Origin of the sequence: Sandarakinorhabdus sp., from assembly GCF_041689835.1 — a bacterium.
Taxonomy (GTDB): Bacteria; Pseudomonadota; Alphaproteobacteria; order Sphingomonadales; family Sphingomonadaceae; genus Sandarakinorhabdus.
On record NZ_JBDNFM010000143.1, the window covers coordinates 1 to 23,551 of the forward strand.

General features: G+C 64.4%; 26 protein-coding genes and 1 pseudogene. 13 read left to right on the forward strand and 14 right to left on the reverse strand.

The features are described 5' to 3' along the window. Positions 1–9: 9 nt before the first annotated feature. The gene (locus tag ACESL8_RS07785; RefSeq protein ID WP_372917586.1) at positions 10–126 is read left to right on the forward strand and encodes an RNase H family protein; all 117 of its coding nucleotides are present in this window, start codon (positions 10–12) and stop codon (positions 124–126) included. Positions 127–182: 56 nt separating this feature from the next. Then, positions 183–1,604 carry a PucC family protein gene (locus tag ACESL8_RS07790; RefSeq protein ID WP_372917538.1) on the forward strand — a complete coding sequence of 474 codons (1,422 nt, stop codon included), beginning with the start codon at positions 183–185 and terminating at the stop codon, positions 1,602–1,604. A gap of 146 nt (positions 1,605–1,750) precedes the next feature. Here the strand turns inward: ACESL8_RS07790 and ACESL8_RS07795 are convergent, their stop codons facing one another. Beyond that, positions 1,751–2,026, reverse strand: a complete 276-nt coding sequence (locus ACESL8_RS07795) for a light-harvesting protein (RefSeq protein ID WP_372917540.1) — start codon at positions 2,024–2,026, stop codon at positions 1,751–1,753. A gap of 18 nt (positions 2,027–2,044) precedes the next feature. After that, on the reverse strand, positions 2,045–2,197 hold the full coding sequence (locus ACESL8_RS07800; RefSeq protein ID WP_372917542.1) for a light-harvesting protein: 153 nt from the start codon (positions 2,195–2,197) through the stop codon (positions 2,045–2,047). 341 nt (positions 2,198–2,538) lie between these two features. On the opposite strand from ACESL8_RS07800, the gene ACESL8_RS07805 reads away from it, so the two are divergent. After that, positions 2,539–4,053 carry a M20/M25/M40 family metallo-hydrolase gene (locus ACESL8_RS07805; protein WP_372917544.1) on the forward strand — a complete coding sequence of 505 codons (1,515 nt, stop codon included), beginning with the start codon at positions 2,539–2,541 and terminating at the stop codon, positions 4,051–4,053. A gap of 71 nt (positions 4,054–4,124) precedes the next feature. Here ACESL8_RS07805 and ACESL8_RS07810 read toward each other — a convergent pair whose 3' ends face one another. The 4 genes and pseudogenes from ACESL8_RS07810 to ACESL8_RS07825 all read right to left on the reverse strand — a co-directional run bounded on the left by ACESL8_RS07810 (position 4,125) and on the right by ACESL8_RS07825 (position 8,022). Continuing rightward, positions 4,125–4,571, reverse strand: coding sequence for a hypothetical protein (locus ACESL8_RS07810; protein WP_372917546.1), 447 nt, complete (start codon positions 4,569–4,571; stop codon positions 4,125–4,127). Between the two features lie 88 nt (positions 4,572–4,659). Next, positions 4,660–5,502: a hypothetical protein gene (locus ACESL8_RS07815; RefSeq protein ID WP_372917548.1), complete on the reverse strand. Its 843-nt coding sequence runs from the start codon at positions 5,500–5,502 to the stop codon at positions 4,660–4,662. 941 nt (positions 5,503–6,443) lie between these two features. Next, positions 6,444–6,779, reverse strand: a pseudogene (locus tag ACESL8_RS07820) (toll/interleukin-1 receptor domain-containing protein); the annotation flags it as partial. 151 nt (positions 6,780–6,930) lie between these two features. Beyond that, positions 6,931–8,022 (reverse strand): MBL fold metallo-hydrolase, encoded by a 1,092-nt coding sequence (locus ACESL8_RS07825; protein WP_372917550.1) that lies wholly within the window; start codon positions 8,020–8,022, stop codon positions 6,931–6,933. Between the two features lie 97 nt (positions 8,023–8,119). On the opposite strand from ACESL8_RS07825, the gene ACESL8_RS07830 reads away from it, so the two are divergent. The 8 genes from ACESL8_RS07830 (at position 8,120) to ACESL8_RS07865 (ending at position 15,100) form a co-directional block, all read left to right on the forward strand. Further along, complete coding sequence (locus tag ACESL8_RS07830) at positions 8,120–8,773, forward strand: HAD-IA family hydrolase (protein WP_372917552.1); 654 nt, start codon at positions 8,120–8,122, stop codon at positions 8,771–8,773. Next, positions 8,766–9,020: a hypothetical protein gene (locus ACESL8_RS07835; RefSeq protein ID WP_372917554.1), complete on the forward strand. Its 255-nt coding sequence runs from the start codon at positions 8,766–8,768 to the stop codon at positions 9,018–9,020. Before ACESL8_RS07830 ends, ACESL8_RS07835 begins: the two co-directional genes overlap by 8 nt. A gap of 9 nt (positions 9,021–9,029) precedes the next feature. Continuing rightward, a complete protein-coding gene (locus ACESL8_RS07840) occupies positions 9,030–9,233 on the forward strand; it encodes a hypothetical protein (RefSeq protein ID WP_372917556.1) in 204 nt (67 codons plus the stop codon). After that, complete coding sequence (locus ACESL8_RS07845; RefSeq protein WP_372917558.1) at positions 9,230–9,922, forward strand: ATP12 family chaperone protein; 693 nt, start codon at positions 9,230–9,232, stop codon at positions 9,920–9,922. Before ACESL8_RS07840 ends, ACESL8_RS07845 begins: the two co-directional genes overlap by 4 nt. A gap of 91 nt (positions 9,923–10,013) precedes the next feature. Beyond that, on the forward strand, positions 10,014–11,546 hold the full coding sequence (locus ACESL8_RS07850) for an acyl-CoA carboxylase subunit beta (protein WP_372917560.1): 1,533 nt from the start codon (positions 10,014–10,016) through the stop codon (positions 11,544–11,546). 19 nt (positions 11,547–11,565) lie between these two features. Next, positions 11,566–12,036, forward strand: coding sequence for a DUF2269 family protein (locus ACESL8_RS07855; RefSeq protein ID WP_372917562.1), 471 nt, complete (start codon positions 11,566–11,568; stop codon positions 12,034–12,036). A 111-nt stretch (positions 12,037–12,147) separates the two neighbouring features. Next, the gene (locus tag ACESL8_RS07860) at positions 12,148–12,459 is read left to right on the forward strand and encodes a UrcA family protein (RefSeq protein WP_372917564.1); all 312 of its coding nucleotides are present in this window, start codon (positions 12,148–12,150) and stop codon (positions 12,457–12,459) included. Positions 12,460–13,093: 634 nt separating this feature from the next. Beyond that, a complete protein-coding gene (locus ACESL8_RS07865; RefSeq protein ID WP_372917566.1) occupies positions 13,094–15,100 on the forward strand; it encodes a biotin carboxylase N-terminal domain-containing protein in 2,007 nt (668 codons plus the stop codon). Between the two features lie 181 nt (positions 15,101–15,281). On the opposite strand, the gene ACESL8_RS07870 is transcribed toward ACESL8_RS07865, so the two are convergent. The 3 genes from ACESL8_RS07870 to ACESL8_RS07880 all read right to left on the reverse strand — a co-directional run bounded on the left by ACESL8_RS07870 (position 15,282) and on the right by ACESL8_RS07880 (position 18,905). Further along, on the reverse strand, positions 15,282–16,787 hold the full coding sequence (locus ACESL8_RS07870) for a hypothetical protein (protein ID WP_372917568.1): 1,506 nt from the start codon (positions 16,785–16,787) through the stop codon (positions 15,282–15,284). 86 nt (positions 16,788–16,873) lie between these two features. Next, complete coding sequence (locus ACESL8_RS07875; protein WP_372917570.1) at positions 16,874–17,389, reverse strand: methylated-DNA--[protein]-cysteine S-methyltransferase; 516 nt, start codon at positions 17,387–17,389, stop codon at positions 16,874–16,876. Positions 17,390–17,438: 49 nt separating this feature from the next. Next, a complete protein-coding gene (locus tag ACESL8_RS07880) occupies positions 17,439–18,905 on the reverse strand; it encodes a Do family serine endopeptidase (RefSeq protein WP_372917572.1) in 1,467 nt (488 codons plus the stop codon). 110 nt (positions 18,906–19,015) lie between these two features. Between ACESL8_RS07880 and ACESL8_RS07885 the strand changes: the two genes are divergently transcribed. Next, positions 19,016–19,642 carry a glutathione S-transferase family protein gene (locus ACESL8_RS07885; RefSeq protein WP_372917574.1) on the forward strand — a complete coding sequence of 209 codons (627 nt, stop codon included), beginning with the start codon at positions 19,016–19,018 and terminating at the stop codon, positions 19,640–19,642. Here ACESL8_RS07885 and ACESL8_RS07890 read toward each other — a convergent pair. Genes ACESL8_RS07890 through ACESL8_RS07910 form a run of 5 tightly spaced genes read right to left on the reverse strand, consistent with a single transcriptional unit; the run spans position 19,639 to position 22,832 of the window. Next, positions 19,639–19,938, reverse strand: a complete 300-nt coding sequence (locus tag ACESL8_RS07890; RefSeq protein ID WP_372917576.1) for a DUF952 domain-containing protein — start codon at positions 19,936–19,938, stop codon at positions 19,639–19,641. The genes ACESL8_RS07885 and ACESL8_RS07890 overlap by 4 nt on opposite strands. Further along, positions 19,935–20,861 (reverse strand): peptidylprolyl isomerase, encoded by a 927-nt coding sequence (locus ACESL8_RS07895; RefSeq protein ID WP_372917578.1) that lies wholly within the window; start codon positions 20,859–20,861, stop codon positions 19,935–19,937. The genes ACESL8_RS07890 and ACESL8_RS07895 overlap by 4 nt, the downstream gene beginning before the upstream one ends. Beyond that, positions 20,858–21,220: a peptide-methionine (R)-S-oxide reductase MsrB gene (gene msrB / locus ACESL8_RS07900; protein WP_372917580.1), complete on the reverse strand. Its 363-nt coding sequence runs from the start codon at positions 21,218–21,220 to the stop codon at positions 20,858–20,860. The genes ACESL8_RS07895 and msrB overlap by 4 nt, the downstream gene beginning before the upstream one ends. Next, positions 21,220–21,687 (reverse strand): Holliday junction resolvase RuvX, encoded by a 468-nt coding sequence (ruvX, locus tag ACESL8_RS07905; RefSeq protein ID WP_372917588.1) that lies wholly within the window; start codon positions 21,685–21,687, stop codon positions 21,220–21,222. The genes msrB and ruvX overlap by 1 nt, the downstream gene beginning before the upstream one ends. Positions 21,688–21,707: 20 nt before the next feature. After that, positions 21,708–22,832 carry a DUF3089 domain-containing protein gene (locus ACESL8_RS07910; RefSeq protein ID WP_372917582.1) on the reverse strand — a complete coding sequence of 375 codons (1,125 nt, stop codon included), beginning with the start codon at positions 22,830–22,832 and terminating at the stop codon, positions 21,708–21,710. Between the two features lie 213 nt (positions 22,833–23,045). On the opposite strand from ACESL8_RS07910, the gene ACESL8_RS07915 reads away from it, so the two are divergent. After that, positions 23,046–23,551 (forward strand): response regulator transcription factor (locus tag ACESL8_RS07915; RefSeq protein ID WP_372917584.1); only part of this gene is annotated, 506 nt, incomplete at its 3' end.

A 23,551-nucleotide genomic window follows, 5' to 3' on the forward strand; every position in this document is an offset into this window, starting at 1 on the left:
CCGCACACGGTGAGCTGGCACTGGGTGAAGGGCCATTCCGGCCACGTGGAAAACGAACGGGCCGACACATTGGCCAATGCCGCCATCGAGACGATGCGCGCCCGCGCACCGGCCCGAAGCGGCTGACGTTTCCGCCCAAAGACGCTCTTGCCAAACCAGGTTCAATCGGCTTTTTGACAGACATGTCAGCCGAACCGCAAGCCAAGGGTTTGAACGCCCAACTCATCAAGGTGTGGACAACGTGGGGCGCGCGCTTCCTGCCGTTTGCAGATGTCGCCAGCCCCGAATTGCCGCTGTCGCGGCTGCTGCGCCTGTCGCTGATCCAGGTCAGCGTCGGGATCAGCCTGGTGCTGCTGGTGGGCACGCTCAATCGTGTCATGATCGTGGAACTGGACGTGCCGGCCACGCTGGTGGGCCTGATGCTGGCATTGCCGCTGCTGGCGGCGCCGTTCCGCGCCCTCGTGGGCCACAAATCCGATACCCACAAATCCGCCATGGGTTGGCGGCGCGTGCCCTATATTTACATGGGCACGATGGTGCAATTTGGCGGCCTGGCGTTCATGCCCTTTGCCATTCTGGTGTTGTCGGGCGCGCAGCAAGCCGGCGATGAACGCCTGTGGCCGGGCATGCCCACGGCGGCGCTCGCTTTTCTCCTGGTGGGGGCGGGCATTCACATCACCCAAACCGTGGGGCTGGCGTTGGCCACCGATCTGACCAAAGCGGAACAACAGCCAAATGTGGTTGGCCTCATGTATGTGATGTTGCTGCTGGGTTCGATTGCAGCCGCGCTGTTTTTCGGCTGGGTGCTTGAAGATTTCTCGCAAGGCCGCTTGATACAGGTCATCCAGGGCTGCGCACTGGTGACCGTCACCCTGAATTTCATTGCCTTGTGGAAACAGGAAACCCGCATTCCCAGCCGCCTGCGCCCTCAGCCCATAGCGCCCGATCCGACGTTTCGGGAAAGCTGGGATTTGTTCATGTCCAAGGAAAAGACGCTGCTGCGCCTGGTTGCCGTCGGACTGGGCACATTGGCCTTTTCAATGTCGGATATCGTGTTGGAACCTTATGGCGGCGAAGTGCTCAATCTCGGGGTTGGCACCACCACCCTGCTTTCGGCATTGACAGCGGGCGGTAGCCTGATCGGCTTTGCCTATGCGTCCTATGTGCTCAGCCTTGGGGCCGATCCGTTCCGCATGGCCAGTCTGGGCGCGTTGATCGGCGTGCCGGCCTATGGCCTCGTCATCATGGCCGCCGGATCGGACACGCCGGAACTGTTCACGCTGGGCGTGCTGCTGGCCGGGCTGGGCACCGGGCTGTTTGCGCACGGTACACTCACCGCGACCATGCTGCTGGCGCCGCGCGGCCAGGTGGGCATCGCCATGGGCGCCTGGGGGGCGGTGCAGGCCACATCACAAGGCATTGGCGCCACCATCGGCGGCGCGATCCGCGATCTGGTGCCCCAGTTGCATTTGGGCGTTGATCTGGGGCTGGGCGCCGTGCCCGAAGCCGATGGCTATGTGTTGATCTTCAGCCTCGAATTGGCACTGATGCTGGCGACGCTGATAGCCATGTGGCCGCTGCTGCGCCGCGATATCGCTGATTGATACGCGCCAGCAGGCGCTGCGGCTCCGCCTGCCGCCTGCCGTCCCGTGGGGCCTGCCCCGGCAACGCCGCGCAACAAAAAGGGCCGGCGCCCCGCAATGGGGGCGCCGGCCCGTTTCAGTCTGCCCGGCCTGCGCCAGGCAAGGACTTACTTGGCAGCTTCAGCCGAAGCAGCGACAGCTGGAGCGGCTTCGGCAGGCGCTTGGGCGGCCGGGGCCATGGCATCTACAACCGGAACTGCAGCTTCAACAGCCGGGGCAGCCGAAACGGCGGCAACGTTGCCCTGGAAGAAAGCAGGATACCAGGTTGTGTTATACAGGACTGCCAGGTGCACCATCAGTGCGGTGCCAGCGACCCAAACGAGGAAAAACAGCGGCAGACCGACGCTGGGGTTGACGTAGAGCCAGATACGACCTTCGTTCATGTGCCAAACTCCCCTAAATTATTTCAGCCACGGCGTAAGCGCGTAGGCCAGGATATGCGCCAGGATAGCAGTGGCACCGTAGAGCCGGGTGCCCCATTTGAGGCCCTCGTTGATCTCCAGCGCTTCCGTTTCGGTCAGCCCTGTCGGGTAGACCTTGGTATCATCAGCCATGTGAAACTCCCCTTCCAATCAGGATAGGCACTGTGAAAATCCAGCGCCTTCCCGCCTGCGTTCCGGACCGGGCAATGACGAAGTTAGCGCCCAATCCTTGCCTTGATCGTCTACCCGCAAGCCAACTCCGGTTGCGGAGTCGCGGCAGAAGGTCGCAGCCGGAGCATCTGATAAGCATAACTACCCATGTGTCAATATGTTGCCAAAGCGGGCCTGAAATGCAGTGGGCGGACACCAAACGCGACCGCAGCGCGGCGTGCAGGAACAGCGCGGCGATGGCCGCTTTACAGCCAGTCACCAGCCGGTAACATCGCTGCGAATTGATAACGAAGGGAACCGCCATGCAAGGATTTGATCGCCGCCAACTGCTCGGCGGTGCTGCCGCCGCGTTTGCTTTGCCAACTGCGGCCGCCGGCAGGACGCCCGCAGAGAGCGCCCAAAAACGCATACGCGCCGCCATCGACAAGCAGCTGCCCGACAATATCGCCCGCATCCAGGACTGGATCAGACACCCCGGCATCGCGGCGGAAAACTGGCAGATGGAGGAAGCCTGCGGGTACACCATGGGCCTGTTGAAAGATGCCGGTTTCCAGATGGTGAAACGCATGCCGACCAAGGGCCATCCCGGCATTTTCGCCACGCTCGACGCCGGCGCCAAGCGCACCGTGGGCATTTATTTCATGTATGACGTCAAGCAGGTGAACCCGGCGGAATGGACCAGCCCGCCGTTCGAGGCGCGCATTACCGACAAGCCGGGATGGGGCCGGGTGATCGTGGGCCGCGGCGCCATCAACCAGAAAGGCCAGGAAGCCGCGTTTCTGGCGGCTTGCCACGCTTTCCGCGCGGCCGGGCAGAAATTGCCGGTCAACCTCGTGCTGGTGGCCGAGGGTGAGGAGGAAATCGCCTCCCCCAATTTCCATGAAATCGTGCAGGCGCCCGAAGTGCTGGCCGCGCTGAAGAAATGCGACGGCATCATGATCCCCACGGCGTGGCAAACCGCCAACGGCAGCACAGTGATCAATCTGGGCGCGAAAGGCCCGATCGAATTCCAGCTCATCGCCAGCGGGGCACGCTGGGGCAAGGGGCCGAAGGGCGACATTCACAGCAGCCAGCACGCGCATGTGGATTCGCCGGTGTGGCATCTGGTGCAGGCGCTGAACACGCTGGTGAAGGAGGACGGTTTCACCCCCGCAATCGACGGCTGGTTCGATAATGTGCGGCCACTGACGGCCCGCGAAAAGGAACTGATCGCCATGACCGCCGCAGCCCAAAGCGAGGAGCAGGCCAAAGCGGCGATGGGCGTGACGATGTGGATCAACAACGAGCCGTGGCAGCAATCGCTGGAGCGCTTGGCGTCGCAACCGACGGTCAACATCCAGGGCCTGGTGGCGGGCTACACCGGGCAAGGCGGCAAGACCGTCCTGCCAGGCCGCGCCGAAGCCAAGCTGGAATGCCGGCTGGTGCCCAACCAGACCTTCCGCGAAGCCGAGGCAAAGCTGAAGGCCCACCTCGCCAAGCGCGGCTTTGGCGACATAGAAGTGGTGGTATCGGGCGGTTACGACCCCACCGAAACCGCCGAAACCGCCCGCGTCGTCCGCGCCCAACAAGCCGTCTATGCCCGCTTCGGCGCGCCGGCCACCCTGTATCCGCGCAGCGCCGGCAGCTGGCCCGGCAGCGTGTTTACCCAGCCGCCGGTCTCGCTTCCCGCCGGCCAGTTCGGCCTGGGCCACGGCAGCGGTGCCCACGCGCCAGACGAATATTTCGTGATCGAAAGCAGCAACCCCGCCGTTCAGGGCTTGGCCGGCTGCACGGCGGGGTTCGTGGACTTTCTTTACGAAATGGCGGTCGCCCGCTGACACGCGTGCTGGCCTCGCTTCCGGGTCGACCGCCTAACGCCGCCGATCCGGAAGCGAAGCACCGTCCCCGTTCAGTTGGTGCTGTTGGTGATCCGCGGATCCAGCGGATCGCTGTAGGAGCCCGGCGCACCGGCGCGGGAGAGCCGAACGCAATAATCGAAGGATTTGCCCCGCGATCCGTTGCTGTCGATGAAGGTGAGCAGGCCGGTAGCGTTGCCTGCCTTGAGATCCCGGAATTCCGACGGAAGCGCGGTTCCCCACGCCGGCTCAGTCGTACCAGCTTCCCAGATCTTGATGTTTTGCAGCGGGTTGGCATCCCAGGTGTAGATATTGTTGTTGTTGCCATCGACATCATAGGCCAGCACAAAGGCGAACGGGCGGCCGTTGTTGACTGGCAACTGGATGTCTCCCGCGCCTGGATAGAACCATACAAAAGGTGTGGCCGAATCGGTGGCATAGGCAACAGTCGAGGTGTCGATTGCGACCTGATCCTTGTTGGCATTCTTGGCGATCTTCACGCGGATATAGACGAAGCAGCCGGGATAGTTTGTTTCAGGCATTGTTCGTTCCTTTCACCTGGGGCTTGATCACGCACTACTGTCGGTTTCACGACGATCCTGATCGGGGAGAGGCTGCGCGCGCCGGGAACAGCGCGACGAAATCCGGGTGTGCATAGCCTGCCTGCCGCAGACGGTTGACGATGGCCAAGCCTTCGCCAGCACGATTTTCGGCAATCAGGGCTTTGGCCTGAACTGTTGCGGTGGAGGCCATGGGCGCGCCTTCAGCATGCTGCAGAACGGTCAGCACCGCCTGCCAATGGCCGGATTTCGGTGCGATCTGGCCAAGCCCGCCTTGCGCCCCGACAAAGACTGTCGTGTAGGATGATCCCGCAACGCTGAGATCGCGTTTGGCCACAGCGGCGCGCATGCGGGCGTAATGCTCGGCGGCCTCGGCCAGGTTCCGGCGCTTGAGCGCGACCGCCGCCAACACAAGCCGCGCCAGATTTTCCTGCTCAAGCGTGGCATTGTTGGTCTCCGTGCCTGATTTGCGCTTGGCGTCAATCACTCGCAGCAGGCCACCTGCAAGCCGGGTGGCCGTGTCGAAATCTCGCGCGTCTTTGGCAAGCTGCGCCGCCAGCAGCTGCGCATTCCTCAGATATTCGGCCGCCTGGGCATTGCCGCGGTCGCGCGCAGACATGGTGGTGGCCAAGGCAATCGCCTCATCCGCCTCGGGCCGGGCCTCGCGGGTGCGGCCCAGATCGTTGAGCGCGCGGGCGTGCTGGGTGGTGATGATCGTCAGCTTGGTCAGCAGCGCCTGGTTCTTCGGATCCGCGCCATAGGCCTGGCGATAGAGCGCCAGGCCTTGCCCATAAAGCGATTCCGCCGCGGCAAATTCATAGCGCCGGCTGGCGACCCGTGCCGCCCACGACAGGGTTTCGCCATATTGCATGACCGCATCATCAAGGGCGCGATTGGCTTCGTAATAACGGCGGTCGATCGCCAGTGCCGTCGCAAAATGCCGGCTGGCGGCGGCCAGATCGCCGCTTTCCGACGCCACGGTCCCCAGATTTGACTGGGCGTAGCTTTTCTCCAGCTGCCAGTCGAATTTTCCGGGCTCGGCGGCCACCAGCTTGCCGGCCAGCGCGTCATAGCCCTGAAACTGGCGCTTGGCCGCACCCAGGTCGCCGCGCTGCCAGGCAATGAAGCCCACCCAGTACAGCGACTGCGCATGATCGAACTCGCGTTGCGGCACACATCGGGGTCACGCGCCAGCAGTTCGGCGGTGGTGGCCGCGGCCGCCTGATAGGTTTTCAGGGCACCGGCCAGATTGCCACGGTTGTTCTCGATCTCGCCCAGCAGCAACTGCACGCGCGCGCGCCGCCCGAGCGAATCAGAATCGAGCGCTGCCAGATCCTGCTTGTCATAGCTGGCCATCAGTCTGGTACCGACGGTTTCCAGAATGTCGAGCCGGCCAACCTCATCGAGCCGCCCGCGCAAATCGGTGAGCATGAACTCGGTCAATTCTTGCGCTTCATCGCGCTGGAACACCGCTTCGTTGCGGGCGATTGTGGCACTCCAGGCCAGCACGCTCATCACCGCCGCAATGGAGACAGAGGCTGCTGTCGCCGCGATCCTGAGGCGTGCCCGGCGGCGATCATCGCGCCGCACCAGCTCATCAAGGCCAACACCCAGCAAGGCGGCGGCAATTTTCAATTTGGCACCGCGTTTGCGATCGCCGCTTTCCCGCGCGTCGGCAGCCAGCGGGGCGTGCAAAGCCTTTGGCGTCACCTCCATGTTGGCGTTGACGACATGGGTTAGCGCCCTTGGAAAGCATTCTTCAGCTTCGCGGCCGGGAGTGGCGGCGGCGCCCGGCTCGCCGCCAACGATCACGGCCAGAATATTGGCTGGATCGCGGTGGGTCTTGAACCAGGCGATCTCCCGATTCACCCATTGTGATTTGGCCGAGTTCGGCGAGCAGATCACGATCAGACATTCCGAATTGGCCAGCGCTTCTTCCACTGCTGTGCCGATGCTGGCGCCGGCCGCTTCTTCTTCACGATCCTTGAACAGCGGGTGCAATCGCGCCGGCACCGGCCCGCGGCGGCCGGCAGTGCCAACCAGCTGCCGCGGCGTGCGATAGGTTTCAATGGCTTGATGCAGCCACTGTCCCCATTTCGCATCGCTCCAGCTGTAGCTGATGAACGCCTTGTACCGGAAATTCGGCAACAGCTACCCTCCTTCTGCACGAAACGCGACACGGGGAACTGTTGCTTAACTCTGTGGATAATGTGCTTAACAATACTACACTTTGCAAACACTTTTTTTATGAATTCACTGCCTCGGTTCGATCAGTTCTGATCTGGCAAACGCGGCGTCATCAGCTCTTGATGAACCGGTCCACCCCGCCCGCATCGGTCACCCGCTTCACCCGGCCGCGCTCCTCCAGCCAGTGCAGGTGTGCCACGGTCTCACCCGTCGCCAACCCATAATCCGCCTCACCGATCGGGCGGCGGAACAGGGCGGCAAAACAATCGACGGCGGTGCGCGGGGTTTCGCAGAAGGCTTCGAGCTTGATCAGCTTGCCGTGGTGATCAGCGGCGAGTTGGTCCAGCCGCGTGTGGAGGCCGGTGAACGGCTCGTTGTGGGAAGGCAGCACCAGCACATCGGGCGGGATGGCGCGCAGAGTGTCGATGCTTTCGAGCCAGTAGGCGAGCGGATCGGCATAAGGCTCGGTGGGATAAACCGACACGTTGCTGGTGATGCGCGGCAGCACCTGATCGCCCGAAATCATCAGGCCATCGCTTACCAGGCAGGCGTGTTCGGGCGCATGGCCGCGGCCCACGACCACCTGCCACTGGCGCTGCCCGATGGTGAGCGTGTCACCATCCTTCAACCGTTTGAAACCAGCGGGCAGCTTGCTGATGATCTTGCCAAAACTGCCCCACGCCTTGGCTTTCATCGCCGCGACTTGCTCGTCGCTCCAGCCGGCGCGGATGGAGAAGGCGACGGCTTCATCGGGCGGCGCGTCGCGCACATCCAGCGTGAGGGTGCGCGCCAGCAGATATTCGGTGCGGGTGATTTCCAGCGGCACATTCCACTTGCGGCACAGCCAGCCGGCCATGCCCAGATGATCGGGGTGATAATGGGTGACGATGACGCGCTTGACCGGCTTGCCGGCAAACGGCCCGGCAAACAGCGCCTCCCAATTGGCCTTGCTTTCCGGCAGGCCCACGCCGGTATCGACGATGGCCCAGCTATCGCCTGCATCCAGCACCCACAGGTTGATATGGTCCAGCCCGAACGGCAGTCCCATGCGCACCCAGTGCACGCCCGGTGCCACTTCATGCGCTTCGCCCGCCCCTGGCACCCAGCGCCCAAACGGATAAATCAGACCGTTCTTCTCATCGGGCGTGCGCGCCTCCGTGCTCGGCAGGCCGGCGGGAATAGGATTGAGCGGCGGTGGTTCCATGGCATCAGCGCTAACCCGGCGCCGGCGCGGCGTCGACTCTCCTTGCCGACAGGATGGGCTTGCGGCAGGGAGGCGCTGACTGAAACGAGGGCGCGACGTGAAACTGGCCGTATTCGATTGTGATGGCACGTTGATCGACAGCCAAGTCAACATCATCCGCGCCATGGAATCGAGCTTTCAGCGCCACGCCCTGCCCGCGCCCGACAGCCACGCGGTTCGCCGCATCGTCGGGCTTTCGCTGGTGGAAGCCATGCAGGCGCTGCTGCCGCAAGCCGATCACGATCTGCACGTGAGCCTGGCGGACGACTACAAGACCGCCTTCCAGCGCCTGCGCGCCGACAAGGCGCTTGATGCCGAGCCGCTTTATCCCGGCATTCGCGGCTTGCTGGGTACGCTGGCGGCGCAGGGCTGGCTGATGGCGGTGGCCACCGGAAAATCCGATCGCGGCCTGAAGTTGGCGCTGGAACATCACGAGATCCACCACCTGTTCATCAGCTTGCAAACCGCCGATCGCCACCCATCCAAGCCGCATCCTTCCATGCTGCGCGCCGCGCTGGCTGATGCCGGAGCGCAGGCCCAGCAGGCCGTGATGATCGGCGATACCAGCTTTGATATTGCCATGGGCACCGCGGCCGGGGTGCCCAGCATCGGTGTCGATTGGGGCTATCACGACGCGCACGAACTGCTGGATGCCGGCGCCGCGCATGTGGCCGACGATGCCGATCATCTGCTGGCCTTGCTGAATGGCTGAGGGAGTGCCGCCCGATTCCGGCGACGATTCCGGCGACGGTTCTGGCGCCATAATCGCCCGGCTGCGGCGACTGGGCCGGGTGCTGGCGGTGCTGTCGCTGGCGTTTGGCGGCGCATTTGTTGTGCTGGCGCGGCGCAGCGCGGCGGCAGGCGAAAGCGGCGAGGTGGCGAGCGCCCTGTTCTGGGTAGCCGCCGTGCTGCAATTCGCGCTGGCTTTCGTGTTGCTGCAACGCGGGCGGCGGGAGTAAAGCCGGCGCATGTCTGCCCCCCCGCTCTCCCCCACCGAAGCGAAAAAACGCTACATCGTCTATCTTGCCGTGCAAATAACCGGGCTGGCGGTGATGGCGGCCGGCGTCTGGCTGATCCGCGAAGCCGGCCAGGTGCCGGGGCTGGTCGTGGTGCTGCTCGGCGGCTGCTCGTTGTTCGTGCGGCCGCGGCATCTGGGCCTGACCCGCAAATGAAGCGATTTTACACGGAAGCCACGGTCACCGGCGATGGCCCGTTCGGCATCGCCCTCGATGCCCGGCCGCTGCGCACGCCGGCGCGGGCGCTGCTGGCGGTGCCGACACGTGCATTGGCGCAGGCCATTGCCGGCGAATGGCTGGCGCAGGGCGAAAAGGTCGATCCGCGCACCCTGCCGCTGACCGGATTTGCCAATGCCGCCGTCGACCGGGTGGCTACCAATCAAGCCGGCTTTGCCCGGCGACTGGCCGCGTATGCCCAGAGCGACCTGCTCGCCTACCGCGCCGATGGGCCGGCTTCGCTGCTGGCCGCGCAGGCCGCCGCCTGGGACAAGTGGGTGGAATGGCTCGCCCGCCGCCTTGATGTCGGCCTCACCATCACCACCGGCATCATGCACGTGGCGCAGCCGCCGGCGACACTGGCCCGCATCCACGCTGCCTTTGCCGCGCTCACGCCGTTTCAGCTCGCGCCGCTTGATCCGGTGGTGACTATCACCGGCTCGGCTGTGCTGGCGCTGGCGGTGGCGGAAGGCGAACTCGAGGCCGAGGCCGCCTATGACATCGCCCATGTCGATGCGCGATGGCAGGAGGAGCATTGGGGCCGCGATCCGCTGGCGGAAAAAGCGGAAAGCGTGCGCCGCGCCGATCTGGCGGCCGCCGTTGCCTTCCTGCGGCTGTTGCCCGGTTAAGAGGCAGGGTGAACAATCGCCTGTTGCCCGGCCCGCCTCAGGTGATAGGGGCTTTTCTTCTAGGGAGTGAGCCCAAAGGAAAGCGTGGCCCATGCTGAAGCAATTGGAAGAACTGGAACGCCGCCGCGCCGCCGCCAAGTTGGGCGGCGGTCAAAAGCGGATCGAGGCGCAGCACAGCAAGGGCCGGCTCACCGCGCGCGAGCGGCTCGACATTTTGCTCGATCCCGGCAGTTTCGAAGAGCTCGACATGTATGTGGAGCATAATTGCACCGAATTCGGGATGGCCAATCAGATTTTCCCCGGCGATGGCGTGGTGACTGGCAGCGGCACCATCAATGGCCGGCTGGTGTTCGTGTTTTCGCAGGATTTCACCGTTTTTGGCGGCTCGCTTTCCGAACGCCACGCCCAGAAAATCTGCAAGATCATGGACATGGCGATGAAGGTCGGCGCGCCGGTGATCGGCCTCAACGATAGCGGCGGCGCACGCATCCAGGAAGGCGTGGCCAGCCTTGGCGGCTATGCCGAAGTGTTTCAGCGCAACGTGCTGGCATCGGGCGTGGTGCCGCAGATTTCCCTCATCATGGGGCCGTGCGCGGGCGGCGCAGTCTATTCGCCGGCCATGACCGATTTCATCTTCATGGTGAAAGACAGCAGCTACATGTTCGTCACCGGGCCGGACGTGGTGAAGACCGTGACCAACGAGGTGGTGACCCAGGAAGAACTGGGCGGCGCCATCACCCACAGCACCAAATCCGGCGTGGCCGATCTGGCGCTGGAGGATGATATCGACGCGCTCCTGCGCACCCGCACGTTCTTCGATTTCCTGCCGCTCAACAACCGCGAGGATGCGCCGTTCCGCCCCACGAGCGACGATCCGCTGCGCGTTGACGCCAGCCTCGATACGCTGATCCCCGCCAGCGCCGCCAAGCCCTATGACATGCACGAATTGATCAGCAAGGTTGCGGATGACGGGGAGTTTTTCGAGCTGCAGCCCGGCCACGCCGGCAACATCCTGATCGGTTTTGCCCGCATCGAAGGCCACACCGTCGGCATCGTCGCCAACCAGCCGACGGTGCTCGCCGGCTGCCTCGACATCAACGCCAGCAAGAAGGCCGGGCGTTTTGTGCGGTTTTGCGATGCGTTCAACATCCCGATCGTGACGTTTGTGGATGTGCCCGGTTTCCTGCCCGGCGTGGCGCAGGAATATGGCGGCATCATCAAGCACGGCGCCAAATTGCTGTTTGCCTATGCCGAAGCCACCGTGCCGAAAATCACGGTGATCACCCGCAAGGCGTATGGCGGGGCGTATGATGTGATGTCGTCCAAACATTTGCGCGGCGATCTGAACTATGCCTGGCCCACCGCCGAAATCGCCGTGATGGGCGCCAAGGGCGCAGTGGAAATCATCTTCCGCCAGGATATCGGCGATAAGGACAAGATCGCGGCGCGCACCGCCGAATATGAAACCCGGTTCGCCAATCCGTTCGTGGCGGCCAGCATGGGCTTCATTGACGAGGTGATCATGCCGCACTCCACCCGCCGCCGCATCGCGCTGGGGCTGCGCAAGCTGCGCACAAAGAACCTTGAGAACCCGTGGAAAAAGCATGACAATATCCCCTTGTGATCGGGGCGGGTAATCGGGGATGCCTGACACTTATCTTGTATGGAAATTCCTGCACATCACCGGTGTGGTGATGTTGATGGGCAATATCACCGTGACCGCGATCTGGAAGTTTTTCGCCGATCGTGATGGCCGCGCGCCGGTGGTGGCGTTTGCGCAGAAATTGATCACCTACACCGATTGGTCGATGACGGTGTGGGGCGTCGTCCTCACCATGATTGGCGGCTATGGGCTGGCCATACAGGGACAATTTGATCTGAAATCGGGCTGGCTGCTGTGGGCGCAGGCCAGTTTCGTGGCCGCCGGCCTGATCTGGATGGGGCTAATCGTGCCGATTCAGATCAAATCCGCGCGGCTGGCAAAGCGCTTCGAAGCGGGCGGACAAGTGCCTGATGAATACAAGTCATTGTCAAGGCGCTGGATTTTCTGGGGCCTGGTCTCGACTGTGCCGCTGGTGGCGTCGTTGTGGCTGATGATCGCTCGCCCAGGTTGAAGGCGATGTTGCACTAAAAAGACTGTTTCATGACAATTGCATGACATTGATGTTGCAATGTCATGACAAGCAGAGCATCATCCTTCCATAGACAATTTTGGAGCAGAGATAATGCGCAGCGTGATGGCCCTGATGGTGGCAGCAGTTTTGGCCGTACCGGCCGTGGCTGCGGAAACTGGTTTTGAGCAGGCGCAAGTGCGCGTGTCGACAGCCGATCTGGATCTGTCATCAGCTGCCGGCCAACGCATGCTGGAAAAACGCCTGTCTCTGGCGATGACACGCCTGTGCGGTGCGCCGGTGTTCCAAAGCCGCGATGAACTGGCCCATCTGGACGCTTGTCAAGCCGATGCCATGCAGGCCGCATCTCCGCAGATCGAAGCCGCCCGGGCGCGCCGCGCGGTGGCGGTGGCCGCCAATCGTTGATCGTCCGTTTCGACTGAAGCCAAAAGAGCCGGTGCAGCATCCGCTGTACCGGCTCTTTTGGCTTTGGCGGCACCGGAAACCTAGCCAGCCCAACTTTCGTCAAGTGGGTGAACGGCGACGCAGAGGTGGTGGCCGACGCCGTCCGGGGGGAACGACGCCGGCATTTTGCCAGAGCAGGAACTAGCTCCGCTCCGACGAGGAGTATGGGTCTGCACACCGCGAAGGCGTGGACCGAACCGGATTGCAAACTGCGGCAGGCGCTCTGGACCCGTGTGTGTCAGCGAACCGGCGGCAGGCCCTTGAATTCAACGACTTCACCCGACAGGGCGGCAACAGCAGCAGCGATAGTGGCAAGCAAAAGGCGCATGGCAGGTTCCCGTCGTAGTGACTGGCCGATGATGCTTTTCAGGACGAAATCAGCGGCAGCGCGTGAATGACTACGCAGCCAATGGGGGGATTGGCTGCCGGGGGGAATGGGACGGTCTGTCACGCCCGCCTGCCTGTGCTGATGCACCGCACCCGGCGCGCAAGCGAACAAGCCTTGCTTGTCGCCATCATCGCCAAAATCGATATCTTGCACCGCGCAACCGCACCGCTATGGAAACAGGCAGAGTAACTCCGGGAGGCGCGCGCCTTGTTCACCAAGATCCTGATTGCCAATCGCGGCGAAATCGCATGCCGGGTGATTCGCACCGCCCGCGCCATGGGCATCCAAACGGTTGCCGTCTACTCCGATGCCGACGCGCAGGCCCTGCACGTGCGCGAAGCCGATGAGGCCGTGCACATCGGCCCGTCCCCGGCAGCCGAATCCTATCTGGTAGCCGACAAGATCATTGCCGCCTGTAAGGCTACCGGCGCGCAGGCCGTTCACCCCGGCTATGGATTTCTGTCGGAACGCGCCAGCTTCGTCGAAGCACTCAGTGCCGCCGGCATCGCCTTCATCGGCCCGCCCGCTGGTGCCATTGCCGCCATGGGTGACAAGATCGAATCCAAGCGCCGCGCACTTGCTGCCGGGGTCACAGTGGTGCCCGGATTCGTCGGGGAAATCACCGGGACCGATCACGCGGCAGAGATTGCCGGCGGCATCGGCTATCCGGTAATGATGAAGGCTTCAGCCGGCGGCGGCGGCAAGGGCATGCGGCTGGCCTATTCCGAAGCCGATGTGCGCGAAGGCTTTGACAGCGTCCGCCGCGAAGCGCTGGCCAGCTTCGGCGACGACCGCATCTTCATTGAAAAATTCGTCGAACAACCGCGCCACATCGAAATCCAGCTGATCGGCGATCAACAGGGCAACATCCTGTATCTGAATGAGCGCGATTGCTCGATTCAGCGCCGTCACCAGAAGGTGGTCGAAGAAGCCCCCTCCCCGTTCGTGACGCCGGAAATGCGCCGCGCGATGGGCGAGCAAGCCGTCGCGCTGGCCCGTAACGTCGGTTATTTCAGCGCCGGCACGGTGGAATTCATCGCCGGCGCCGATCGCAGTTTCTACTTCCTCGAAATGAACACCCGCCTGCAAGTCGAACACCCTGTCACCGAGTGCATCACCGGGCTCGACCTGGTTGAACTGATGATCCGCGTTGCCGCCGGGGAAGCCCTGCCGCTCACCCAGGCCGAAATCCAGTTGAACGGCCCCGCCATCGAGACGCGGGTGTATGCCGAAGATCCGTATCGCGTCTTCCTGCCGTCCATCGGCCGCCTGTCACGCTGCCAGCCGCCCGAAGCCGGACTGGATGAAGAAAGCCGCCTGGTTCGCGTCGATACCGGCGTGGTCGAAGGCGCTGAAATCTCGATGTTCTACGATCCGATGATCGCCAAGCTGATCACCTGGGCCCCCACCCGCGCCGATGCCATCGCAGCCCAAGCCGATGCGCTCGATTCCTATCTGATCAAGGGCATCAGCCACAATATCGATTTCCTTGCCGCCATCATGCAGCACCCGCGCTTCCAGGCCGGCGCCAACGTCACCACCGGCTTTATTGCGGACGAATATCCCGACGGTTTCCACGGTGCGCCGGTTGCGCCCGAAACCCACGATGCGCTGATCGCTACCGCCGCCATCATCCACACCGAAATCGTGGCGCGCGAACAATTGATCGATGGCCAATTGTCCGGTGACGGCGCCATTTATGGCGTGAACTGGATCGTCGATCTCGATGGCGTACACGTGCCGGTGGAAATCACTGGCGAAGCCGGCAACCACGAAGTGCTGGTGGATGGCCGCGATCTGGTGGTGCAATCGGGCTGGCGCATCGGCGACAATCTGTTTTCCGGCACCGTCAACGGCGGCGCCATCGCCATCGCGGTCGAACGCAAAGGCAGCTTCATTACGCTCACCACCCGCGGCGGCGCCCACAAATGCCGCGTGCTCACCCCGCGCGCTGCGCAGCTGGCGCGCCACATGATCGCCAAGGTGCCGCCGGACATGAGCAAATATCTGCTCTGCCCGATGCCCGGCCTGATCGTTTCCATCGCCGTGGCGCAAGGCGACAGGGTCGAAGCCGGCCAGCAACTGGCAACGGTGGAAGCCATGAAGATGGAAAATATCCTGCGCGCCGAAAAAGCAGGCGTGGTGGCCAAGCTGCTGGCCAAGCCGGGCGATTCACTCGCTGTCGATGCGGTGATCATGGAGTTTGTTGGTTGAAATGCCTCCGGCGGGCAGGGCCTGAGGCCCTGCACCCGCTTTTGTTGGTTTTGCTCGCGTTCTTCAATGGCCCGCCACCCCGGCGCAGGCCGGGGCTGCATGACGGCGAACCTGCGTAAAAAGGACCGCTCGAAAATCAGCGGGTGCAGAGTCCGCGACCCTGCCCGCCAGAGGCATCACTTCACTTCGCCGGTTCCGCCGCCGCTGCCTCGCGCGGCGGCCCGTCGTCCAGCCGCTTGGCATAGGCCGCCGCATCACCGGCCAGCGCCGCTTCGCGCAGAAGCCGCGCAAACGGGGCATAGCCTTCGCCGTGTGGGGCAAAGGCCACCGGCTCCAGCACCTTGGCGGCATCGGCCAGACGGCCGCGGCGCACAAGCACGCTGGCCATGTCGATCACGATGCCAGACGCCTGCGGAGCCAGCGTCCACATTTGTTGCACCACGCCAAACAGATTGTCATCCACGCTGCCGTGCTCGATATCGTGAGTGTGGGCGTAAACATGCATCGCCCGCCAATCATCGGGGGCCGCCTTCACGGCTCGTGCCAGCAGCCGCCTTGCCTCCTTGCGGTTGGATCCTGCATCGGCTGCCAGCAGCGTTTCGGCCTTGAGGCGCAGCAGCCCCGGATCATCGGGCGCCGCCGCCAGCAAGCCATCCAGCAAGCCTGCCGCCTTGGCCTTGTCCCCCCAATCCAGCTCCGCCATCGCCAGCGTGCGGCCTGCCAGTGCATCGCCGGGGTGGCGCGCGGCGGCGGCCTGCACCCGGGCCAGCGCCGCCTTGGCATTTTCGGCAGCGTCGCCGCGATTATCCAGCCACGCGTAAAACATCATCATGTCGCCCGCCGATGCCGGCAGGTCGCGCACCGTGACGGCAACGGGTTTGGGCGCCTTGCGATCCAGCCGGCTGAAGGTGAAGCTGCGCCCGCTGGTATAGGCTTTCAGGATGCGGTTCAGGTCGCGCGGCTGCGCCATGATATGCGTCTTGAACGCGGTGAGCGGATCAATGCCCTTGGCGATATCACCAAGATGCGCCGATAATTTTTCGCGCATGCCGGGCGCCCGGAACAGATAATGGGTCAGCAACCAGCTTTGGGCATAGAACATCTGCGTGTCCTGCGTGCTCATCCGGCTGGTGCTGCGGTCGATGATCCGTTCCCACGGCAGCCACGCGTCGGTCAGGCTGTAGGCACGGCCGCTATCGAACAGCCCGAAATCCACCCGTGTCGGGGCAAAGCTGGCTGTCATGAAATATTCGGCAAAACCTTCGACATACCACGCCGGATAGCTGAGCCCGGTGGAAGCAAACATGTGGTGGTGGGCATATTCGTGCAGCAGCACTTTCTGGCCGAAATCGCCCTTGGTGGCATAGGCGGCAATGCCGCCGTCGCCGGCACTATAAAACCCCGCCACGCTGGCTCCGATCCGTCCGAACGGCACCGCACTGTCGATGGTGTCGACGATATAGATATCCAGCTTGGGCGCGTCCTCGTCCACTTTGGCGGTGGTGAACTTGCCGAGCAGGTTGCGATAATCCTCCAATCGCTCCACGCGTTTGCGCAAGGCATCGGCCGGCATAGTGCCATAAACGCGGAAATGCGCCGATTCCGCCATGCGCCACGCCGCCGCGTTTGCCGCCGAACTGGGCGCAGCCATCATCAGCAGCATGAGCAAAGACAGGATCGCGCGCATGATTTGACCATCTCCAAGCGCCTCCGCCCGGTCAAGCATTTGCCCCCAAATTCGGTGCTTTTCCGTCCCGGCAGGCTGCCCGCTGCTCAGGCCAGCAGCGGCGCCAGCGCACCTTCGTGCCTGAGCAACCAGGCCTTGCGTTCCACCCCGCCGGCATAGCCGGTGAGTGCGCCGCCCGAACCGATCACACGGTGGCAGGGCACGGCGATGCCGATCGGATTGGCGCCATTGGCCAGGCCCACGGCGCGGCTGGCGGCGGGCTGGCCGATGCTGGCGGCGAGCTGGCCGTAACTGCGGGTTTCGCCGGCGGGAATCCGGCGCAGGGCGGCCCACACGCGGCGCTGGAATTCGCTGCCGATGCCAGCGAGCGGCAGCGCATCAAGCGCGGCAAGATCGCCGGCAAAATAGGCGGTGACGGCAGCCGTGAGCGCGGCAGGCGCCGGGCCTTCAGCCAATGCCGCGCCCGGGTGATGGCGCGCGAACAGGCGGTGCAGCCGATCCGTGAAATCGGCAAAATCCAGCGCGTGCAGCGTGCCATCGGCCGCCGTGATGGCGAGGAGGTCGCCCAGCGGGCTGGGAAGGCGGGAGAGGGTGTGGCTCATGCCATTCTCCTACCCGCTCTCACCCTGATCCGCTGGCGGAAATCCGCCATCATGTCCGGCAGGAAAGCCCGCCGGCGCTGTTCACCCCGCATTCGGCGCGCTGGTCACCGATGGCAAAGCGCACCAGCAAGGCGCCGCCGTCGGCCAGACGCTTGACATCAGCAACCGTGCGCACCTGCTGGCCTCCCACGCTTTCCAGCAGAGCGCCGGGACGCAAAAAGCGCGCGGCCGGGGCATTTGCCGCGATCGCCACCACCACCACGCCCTGTTCCGGCAGGCCGACACCAAGTTCCTGAGCATAGGCCGGCGACAGATTGGCCACCGTTACCCCGGTGAGGATGGAGCGGCCGGCAATCGCAGTAAGGCTGCGCGCCGGTGTTTCGGGCGGGGCGGCAAGCATCACTGCCACTTGCTGTTCCGCCCGGTCGCGCCACACCCGCACATTCAGCGTCGTGCCCACGCCTTCGGTTGCAAGGCTGTAACGCAGCTGGCCGCCGTTCGCGACTTCCTTGCCGTCCACGCTTTTGAGCACGTCACCCGCCTTGATGCCGGCGCGCGCGCCGGGGCTGCCGGGCACCACCGCCGTCACCAGCAGGCCGCCGGGGCGATCCAGGCCAAGCTGCCGTGCGGTATCGGCGGTCAGCGCTTCGCCTTCCACGCCGATCCAGCCGGAAACCAGCTTGCCCTTGTCGGCCGCGTTCAAAAACACCCGCACCATCTTGGACGGGATGGCAAAACCGATGCCATTGGAACCGCCGCCGCGGCTGAAGATGGCCGTGGGCACGCCGATCAGCCGGCCTTGTGCATCGAGCAGCGCGCCGCCCGAATTGCCGGGATTGATGGCGGCATCGGTCTGGATGAAAAACTGCCAATCGGAAACGCCAATGCCAGTGCGCGCGAGCGCGGAAACGATGCCCGTTGTCACCGTCTGGCCAACGCCGAACGGATTGCCGATGGCCACCGTGATATCGCCCACTTCGATCCGATCGGAATCGGCCATGCGGATCACCGGCAGCACCGCGCCTTGCGTTTCCACCTTGAGCAGCGCCAGATCGAGCCGGGGATCGGCAAACAAAATCCTGGCCTTGAATTCGCGCCTGTCGGCCAGCGCCACCAATATCTGGTCTGCCCCTTCCACCACATGATTGTTGGTGATGATCAGGCCGTCGGCCCCCACGATGACGCCCGAACCCAGCGATTGCGACACGCGCGGCTGCACCGGGGCGCCGCCGAAAAAGCGCTGCATGAAATCCTCGTTCATGCCGCGCGGCCGGCGATCCACCGTGGCGGTGTAGATGTTGACCACGGCGGGCGCAGCGGCTTTCACCACCGGCGCAAAGCTCATCGCCACCTGCCCCGCCGCCGGCACCGCGCGCGGCACGTCGCTGGTGTCCATCGGCGGGATCTGCGCCGCAACATGCCCAGTGTCCGACACTCGGGCGACACCCACCGCCAACCCGATGCCTGCTGCCACACCCATCAAGGCACCGCCTGCCACTTTCAATTTGTTCAACATGCGCGCGATGATCCTGTTCTTTTCACCGAAATTGCCGGGCGAAGTTTAAGCCGACCTGAATGACTGCTACTGATATGGGGACGCCTGTGCGTTTGCGAAGGGGACTTGCGATGAAACTCTGGCACTGCCGCGATGCCCGCAGTTTCCGGCCCCTGTGGGCGCTGGAAGAACTGGGCCTGCCGTACGAACTGATAATGCTGCCGTTTCCGCCGCGCTGGCAGGAGCCGGCCTTCCTCGAGGTCAACCCGCTGGGCACGATTCCGTTTTTCACCGATGGTGAGCTGCGGATGACCGAGAGCGCCGCCATCTGCCAATATCTGGCCGAACGCTATGGAGGGGATGGGGCGCAGGTCTTGCGCGTGCTGCCCGGCGATCCGCGTTACGGCGAGTATTTGAATTTCCTGCACCAGTCCGACGCGACGCTCACTTTTCCGCAAACGCTGGTGCTGCGCTACACGATTTTGGAAAAGCCCGAAAATCGGAACCCCAAGGTGGCCAGCGATTATCGCCGCTGGTTCATCGCCCGCACCATCTGGGCGGAGCGCGCGCTGACCGATGGCCGGGAATGGTTGTGCGGAGACGACTTCACCGTGGCGGATATCGCGGTAGCCTATGCGCTGCTGCTGGCCGGCAATTTGGGGCACCTGGGCGAAGTCGGGCCGCATTTGCAGGCGTATTGGGAGCGGTGCCAGACCAGGGCGGGCTTTCAGCGCGCGAAGGCGGCGCAAGCGGCCTAAAGCAAGCGCACGCTCACCACTTCATCCAGCCGCAGCGGGCGATACAGATGCGGGAACAACTGTTCGCCGCGGCTTTCTTCCCACCGCAATTCATCGCCAAGCGCATCGGCATCCAGCGTCAACGCCGCCACGCCCACATCGCCGGCAAACCATTTGGCCAGCGTGCCCGGCATCTGCTCCGGCGTGGAGATGTGGATGTAGCCGTCGCGCAGATCGTCCGGCGAACCTGCAAACACCTGCGTTTCCTGAAACTGCGCCCATTCGGCCGCGCGCAGCAGCTTGATGATCGGCGTCACCTCACCCCTCGCGGCACTTCCCGCACGGGCACCTTCAGCGTGCACAGATCAGCCGCACGCGCCGGGCGGACAAAAAACCCGGTGCGGTTGGCGCGGGCCTGCACCACGGCGGCGAAACTGCGGCTGGCGGTGTCCATCATCTGCCAAAGCGGAAAACTGGCGATCTGGCTGGCCAGCCGCACGCTGGCAATCTTGGGCCGCTGCGCTTCGTCCTTGTAAAAGCCCAGCTCCTCGGTGCCGCGCGGCAAGGCAGCATGCGGCTCGATCCCCGCCAGCACGCGGCCGACATTGGCGATATTGCGATCGAGATGGCGCGGGCCGTGGCCGATCACGGTGTAAAGCTCGGCACCGTCGCCGGTATCGGGCGGCATGTCGCGGCCCACACCCACTGTGCCGTAACAATGCGCCAGCCACACCGTACCGGCCTTGGCATCGCGCGCGGCCTGCCAGCCGGGAACCCAGCCGGCCTGAGCATATGTGTCCTTGAATGGCGACGGCGTGAAGGTCAGGCCTTTTGCCGAACGCTCATATTCCGCCGGCAGCGGCGCCGGCCGCACGCGCTGCTGCCGCACGTCGGGCGGCTGGCTCACCACCTGCTTGCCGTCTTCGGGTTTGGCCGCCCACTGCACAACGTAATTATCCTGCACCCGCACGATGCGGCCATCGTCGAACCGCCCGGCGCGCACCAGCGCCTTGATCGCCGCGACGTGCGCCGGCGCAAATTGCGGCGCCAGTTGCACCACCATGCGCCCGGCAGCGGTATCCATCACCATGATGTCGTCGGGGTCGATTGCCAGCCAGTGTGCGGCGGGGGCGGCAGCTACGATCTCGTCGGCCGACGTGTTGGCCAAGGACGGCGGCGGTGACGTTGCGGGGGCTTGCCCCATCAACAGCGGCGCCGCCAGCAAACCAAGCCGCTTCATGCCTCGTCGGCCACAAAATCCAACGCCAGACCGTTGATGCAGTGGCGCTGGCCAGTGGGCGCCGGGCCATCGGGGAAAATATGCCCAAGATGCCCGCTGCACCCGGCGCAGTGCACTTCGGTGCGGGTCATGCCGTGGCTGGTGTCGGTGGTGGTGGCGACTGCGGCGTCTGCCGCGTCATAGAAACTTGGCCAGCCCGAGCCGGAATCAAATTTGGTTCCCGAACGGTAGAGCAGCGCGCCGCAGCCGGCACAATGATAGTCGCCGGCGCGCTTTTCATCGTTCAGCGGTGACGTGAACGGGCGTTCGGTCGCGTGCTCGAACAGCACGGCACGGGCTTCGGGACTAAGGCAGCTCATCAGACTCTCCAGCGGGCAAGGGCATCGATCGCGCCTTGCAGGATATAGCTGGCAGCCAGTCTGTCCACCCGTTCCGCCCGGCGGGCCCGCGACAAATCCTCGGCAATCATCGCCCGCTCCACCGCAGCGGTGGACCAGCGTTCATCCCACAGCAGCACGGGCAGGCCCAGCGGCGCCACATTGCGTGCAAACGCCCGCACCGATTGAGTGCGCGAACTATCGCTGCCGTCCATGTTGAGCGGCAGGCCGATCACCAGCCCCAGCAGGCGTTGCTTGGCCGCCCACGCCCCCAGCGCGGCCAGATCGGCGCCAAATTTGGTGCGCGCGATGGTGTGCGCCGGGGTCGCGAACGACCAGCTGGCATCGCAGGTGGCCAGCCCGATGGTTTTGGTGCCCACATCCAGCCCGCCCAGCCGGCCGGCGTCGGGCAGCAGCGCCGCATAGTCCGGGGCCGTGCCCGTAATCAGCGGGGCGTTCAGCGAGGCGATCAGTTCTGGGCCGTCCATGCCGCCACCCGCGCCGCCGCATCCAGCCGCACTGCCTGCCAGAACAGTGGATAATCGAACACATGGAAATTATTGCCCGGCAACACAAATGGCGGATAACCCGACGGCGCCTCACCGATCAACAGCAGGCCGCGCGCATCGCACCGCGCCGGCACGCCCGGCTGCACCAGCTTGCCCGCGGTGAGCATGGCACTGGGCACGAGACTGCCCGGATTTGCACTGGCCGGCGCGCCGCCGCCCACACTGCCCTTAAGCGGATTGCTGCACAGCATCGCCGTGCCCGCCCGCGGCCGCCCGGCCATCCCGGTGCCGGAGTAATAAACATCAAGGATCGCGGCGGGATCGGCCGGCTCGGCAAAACTTTGCCAGCTCAGGATGCAGCGCGCCTGGCCGCGGCGCTCGCAGGCCGGCAAGCCCAGCGCCGGCAGATCGGCGCTCACCGATACTGGCCAGCCCACGGCATAGGCGGCGACAATGCGAGCAGCGATCGGCTTGCCCGCCACCTCGTCCTTCAGCAGCCGCAGCAGGTGCAGCGCGCCCTGGCTGTGACCGGCCAATATGATCGGCGTACCGGCCGGCTGGGCAGCCAAAAAGCGGGCACACGCCGCCTTCACGTCGGCATAGGCCAGTTCTTGCGCGGCCTGCGCCTTGGCACGATCTGCGGGCGTATCGGCGAGGAAGCTGCCAAGCACGGCCTGGCGGTAATGCGGTGCCCACACCGGCCCGGCCGCAGCCAGCGCGCTGGCTTCGGTGCGCAGGAAGCCGGCCAGCCGCGTCGCCGTGGCCGCGTCGCTGGAACGGCCGGTCCACTGGCTGTTGGCAAAGGCCGCGGTGGGCGGCACGAAAAACACCGGCACCGCGCCTTTTACGGCAGCGGCTGCGCCTTCCGGAACAAAATTTGTGGGATCACCCACCATGCCCGGCCGCGCCGCCCAACTGGCCGCATCGGCATAATCATACGGAGTGCCCGCCGCTGCCGCTTCGAACGCGCCGCCCGGCACCAGCGCGGCCTTGAGCAGGCGGTCACCGGCCAGCCGCCAGACAAAGCCCAGCACGATGACCGAGATTATGGCGATGGCGACCAGCCACAGGAACAGCCGCGGCAACCGCGCCGGCCGTTCGACACGACCCGGACTGCCAGGCGGCGGCGCGCGTGAGCCATCGCCATTTTCTTCTGTTTTGCGTTCAGACACTCTGCCGGCCTCGGGAACAATGAGCTCAGGTGCCTAGCAACCTTGCGCCCGCGCCGCGAAGAAAATCGCGCCCGCACAAGCCCTGCCCCTTGAGTTTTTACCAACAAGCGGCATAAAGTCACAGCCATGAGCAGCATTCTTTGCGTTGAAGACGACGTCACCATGGCCGATCACGTCGCGCAGGGCTTGCGCGGTGCCGGCCATCATGTCGATATCGCCGTCACCGGAACGCTGGGGCTCGAAATGGCGCTGGACGGCCAATATGCCGCCATTGTGCTCGATCGCATGCTGCCGGGCCTTGATGGCCTCACCCTGCTGTCGCGCCTGCGGGAAGCCGGCAATCACACCCCGGTGCTGATGCTTTCGGCACTGGCCAGTCTCGATGAACGCGTGAAGGGCCTGCGCGCCGGTTCCGACGATTATCTGACCAAGCCGTTCGAGCTGCCGGAATTGCTGGCCCGGCTGGAGGCTGTGCAACGCCGCGCCGCGCCGCCTGGCGAAGTGACGCGGCTGGTGGAAGGCGAACTGGAGCTGGATTTGCTCGCCCGCCGTGTCAGCTGGGGCGGCAAGCGCATCGACCTGCAACCGCGCGAATTTCGCCTGCTGGAATATCTGGTCCGCCACCGCGGCCA

Bases quoted from the DNA above. Each gene is read 5' to 3' on its own strand.
- ACESL8_RS07840 (WP_372917556.1), top strand. From the start codon at position 9,030: ATGTCTGCCCCCCCGCTCTCCCCCACCGAAGCGAAAAAACGCTACATC.
- ACESL8_RS07855 (WP_372917562.1), top strand. From the start codon at position 11,566: ATGCCTGACACTTATCTTGTATGGAAATTCCTGCACATCACCGGTGTG.
- ACESL8_RS07790 (WP_372917538.1), top strand. From the start codon at position 183: ATGTCAGCCGAACCGCAAGCCAAGGGTTTGAACGCCCAACTCATCAAG.
- ACESL8_RS07815 (WP_372917548.1), bottom strand. From the start codon at position 5,502: ATGCAATATGGCGAAACCCTGTCGTGGGCGGCACGGGTCGCCAGCCGG.
- ACESL8_RS07860 (WP_372917564.1), top strand. From the start codon at position 12,148: ATGCGCAGCGTGATGGCCCTGATGGTGGCAGCAGTTTTGGCCGTACCG.
- ACESL8_RS07835 (WP_372917554.1), top strand. From the start codon at position 8,766: ATGGCTGAGGGAGTGCCGCCCGATTCCGGCGACGATTCCGGCGACGGT.
- ACESL8_RS07870 (WP_372917568.1), bottom strand. From the start codon at position 16,787: ATGCGCGCGATCCTGTCTTTGCTCATGCTGCTGATGATGGCTGCGCCC.
- ACESL8_RS07850 (WP_372917560.1), top strand. From the start codon at position 10,014: ATGCTGAAGCAATTGGAAGAACTGGAACGCCGCCGCGCCGCCGCCAAG.
- ACESL8_RS07845 (WP_372917558.1), top strand. From the start codon at position 9,230: ATGAAGCGATTTTACACGGAAGCCACGGTCACCGGCGATGGCCCGTTC.
- ACESL8_RS07800 (WP_372917542.1), bottom strand. From the start codon at position 2,197: ATGGCTGATGATACCAAGGTCTACCCGACAGGGCTGACCGAAACGGAA.
- ACESL8_RS07805 (WP_372917544.1), top strand. From the start codon at position 2,539: ATGCAAGGATTTGATCGCCGCCAACTGCTCGGCGGTGCTGCCGCCGCG.
- ACESL8_RS07875 (WP_372917570.1), bottom strand. From the start codon at position 17,389: ATGAGCCACACCCTCTCCCGCCTTCCCAGCCCGCTGGGCGACCTCCTC.
- ACESL8_RS07885 (WP_372917574.1), top strand. From the start codon at position 19,016: ATGAAACTCTGGCACTGCCGCGATGCCCGCAGTTTCCGGCCCCTGTGG.
- ACESL8_RS07895 (WP_372917578.1), bottom strand. From the start codon at position 20,861: ATGAAGCGGCTTGGTTTGCTGGCGGCGCCGCTGTTGATGGGGCAAGCC.
- msrB (WP_372917580.1), bottom strand. From the start codon at position 21,220: ATGAGCTGCCTTAGTCCCGAAGCCCGTGCCGTGCTGTTCGAGCACGCG.
- ACESL8_RS07880 (WP_372917572.1), bottom strand. From the start codon at position 18,905: ATGTTGAACAAATTGAAAGTGGCAGGCGGTGCCTTGATGGGTGTGGCA.
- ACESL8_RS07825 (WP_372917550.1), bottom strand. From the start codon at position 8,022: ATGGAACCACCGCCGCTCAATCCTATTCCCGCCGGCCTGCCGAGCACG.
- ACESL8_RS07795 (WP_372917540.1), bottom strand. From the start codon at position 2,026: ATGAACGAAGGTCGTATCTGGCTCTACGTCAACCCCAGCGTCGGTCTG.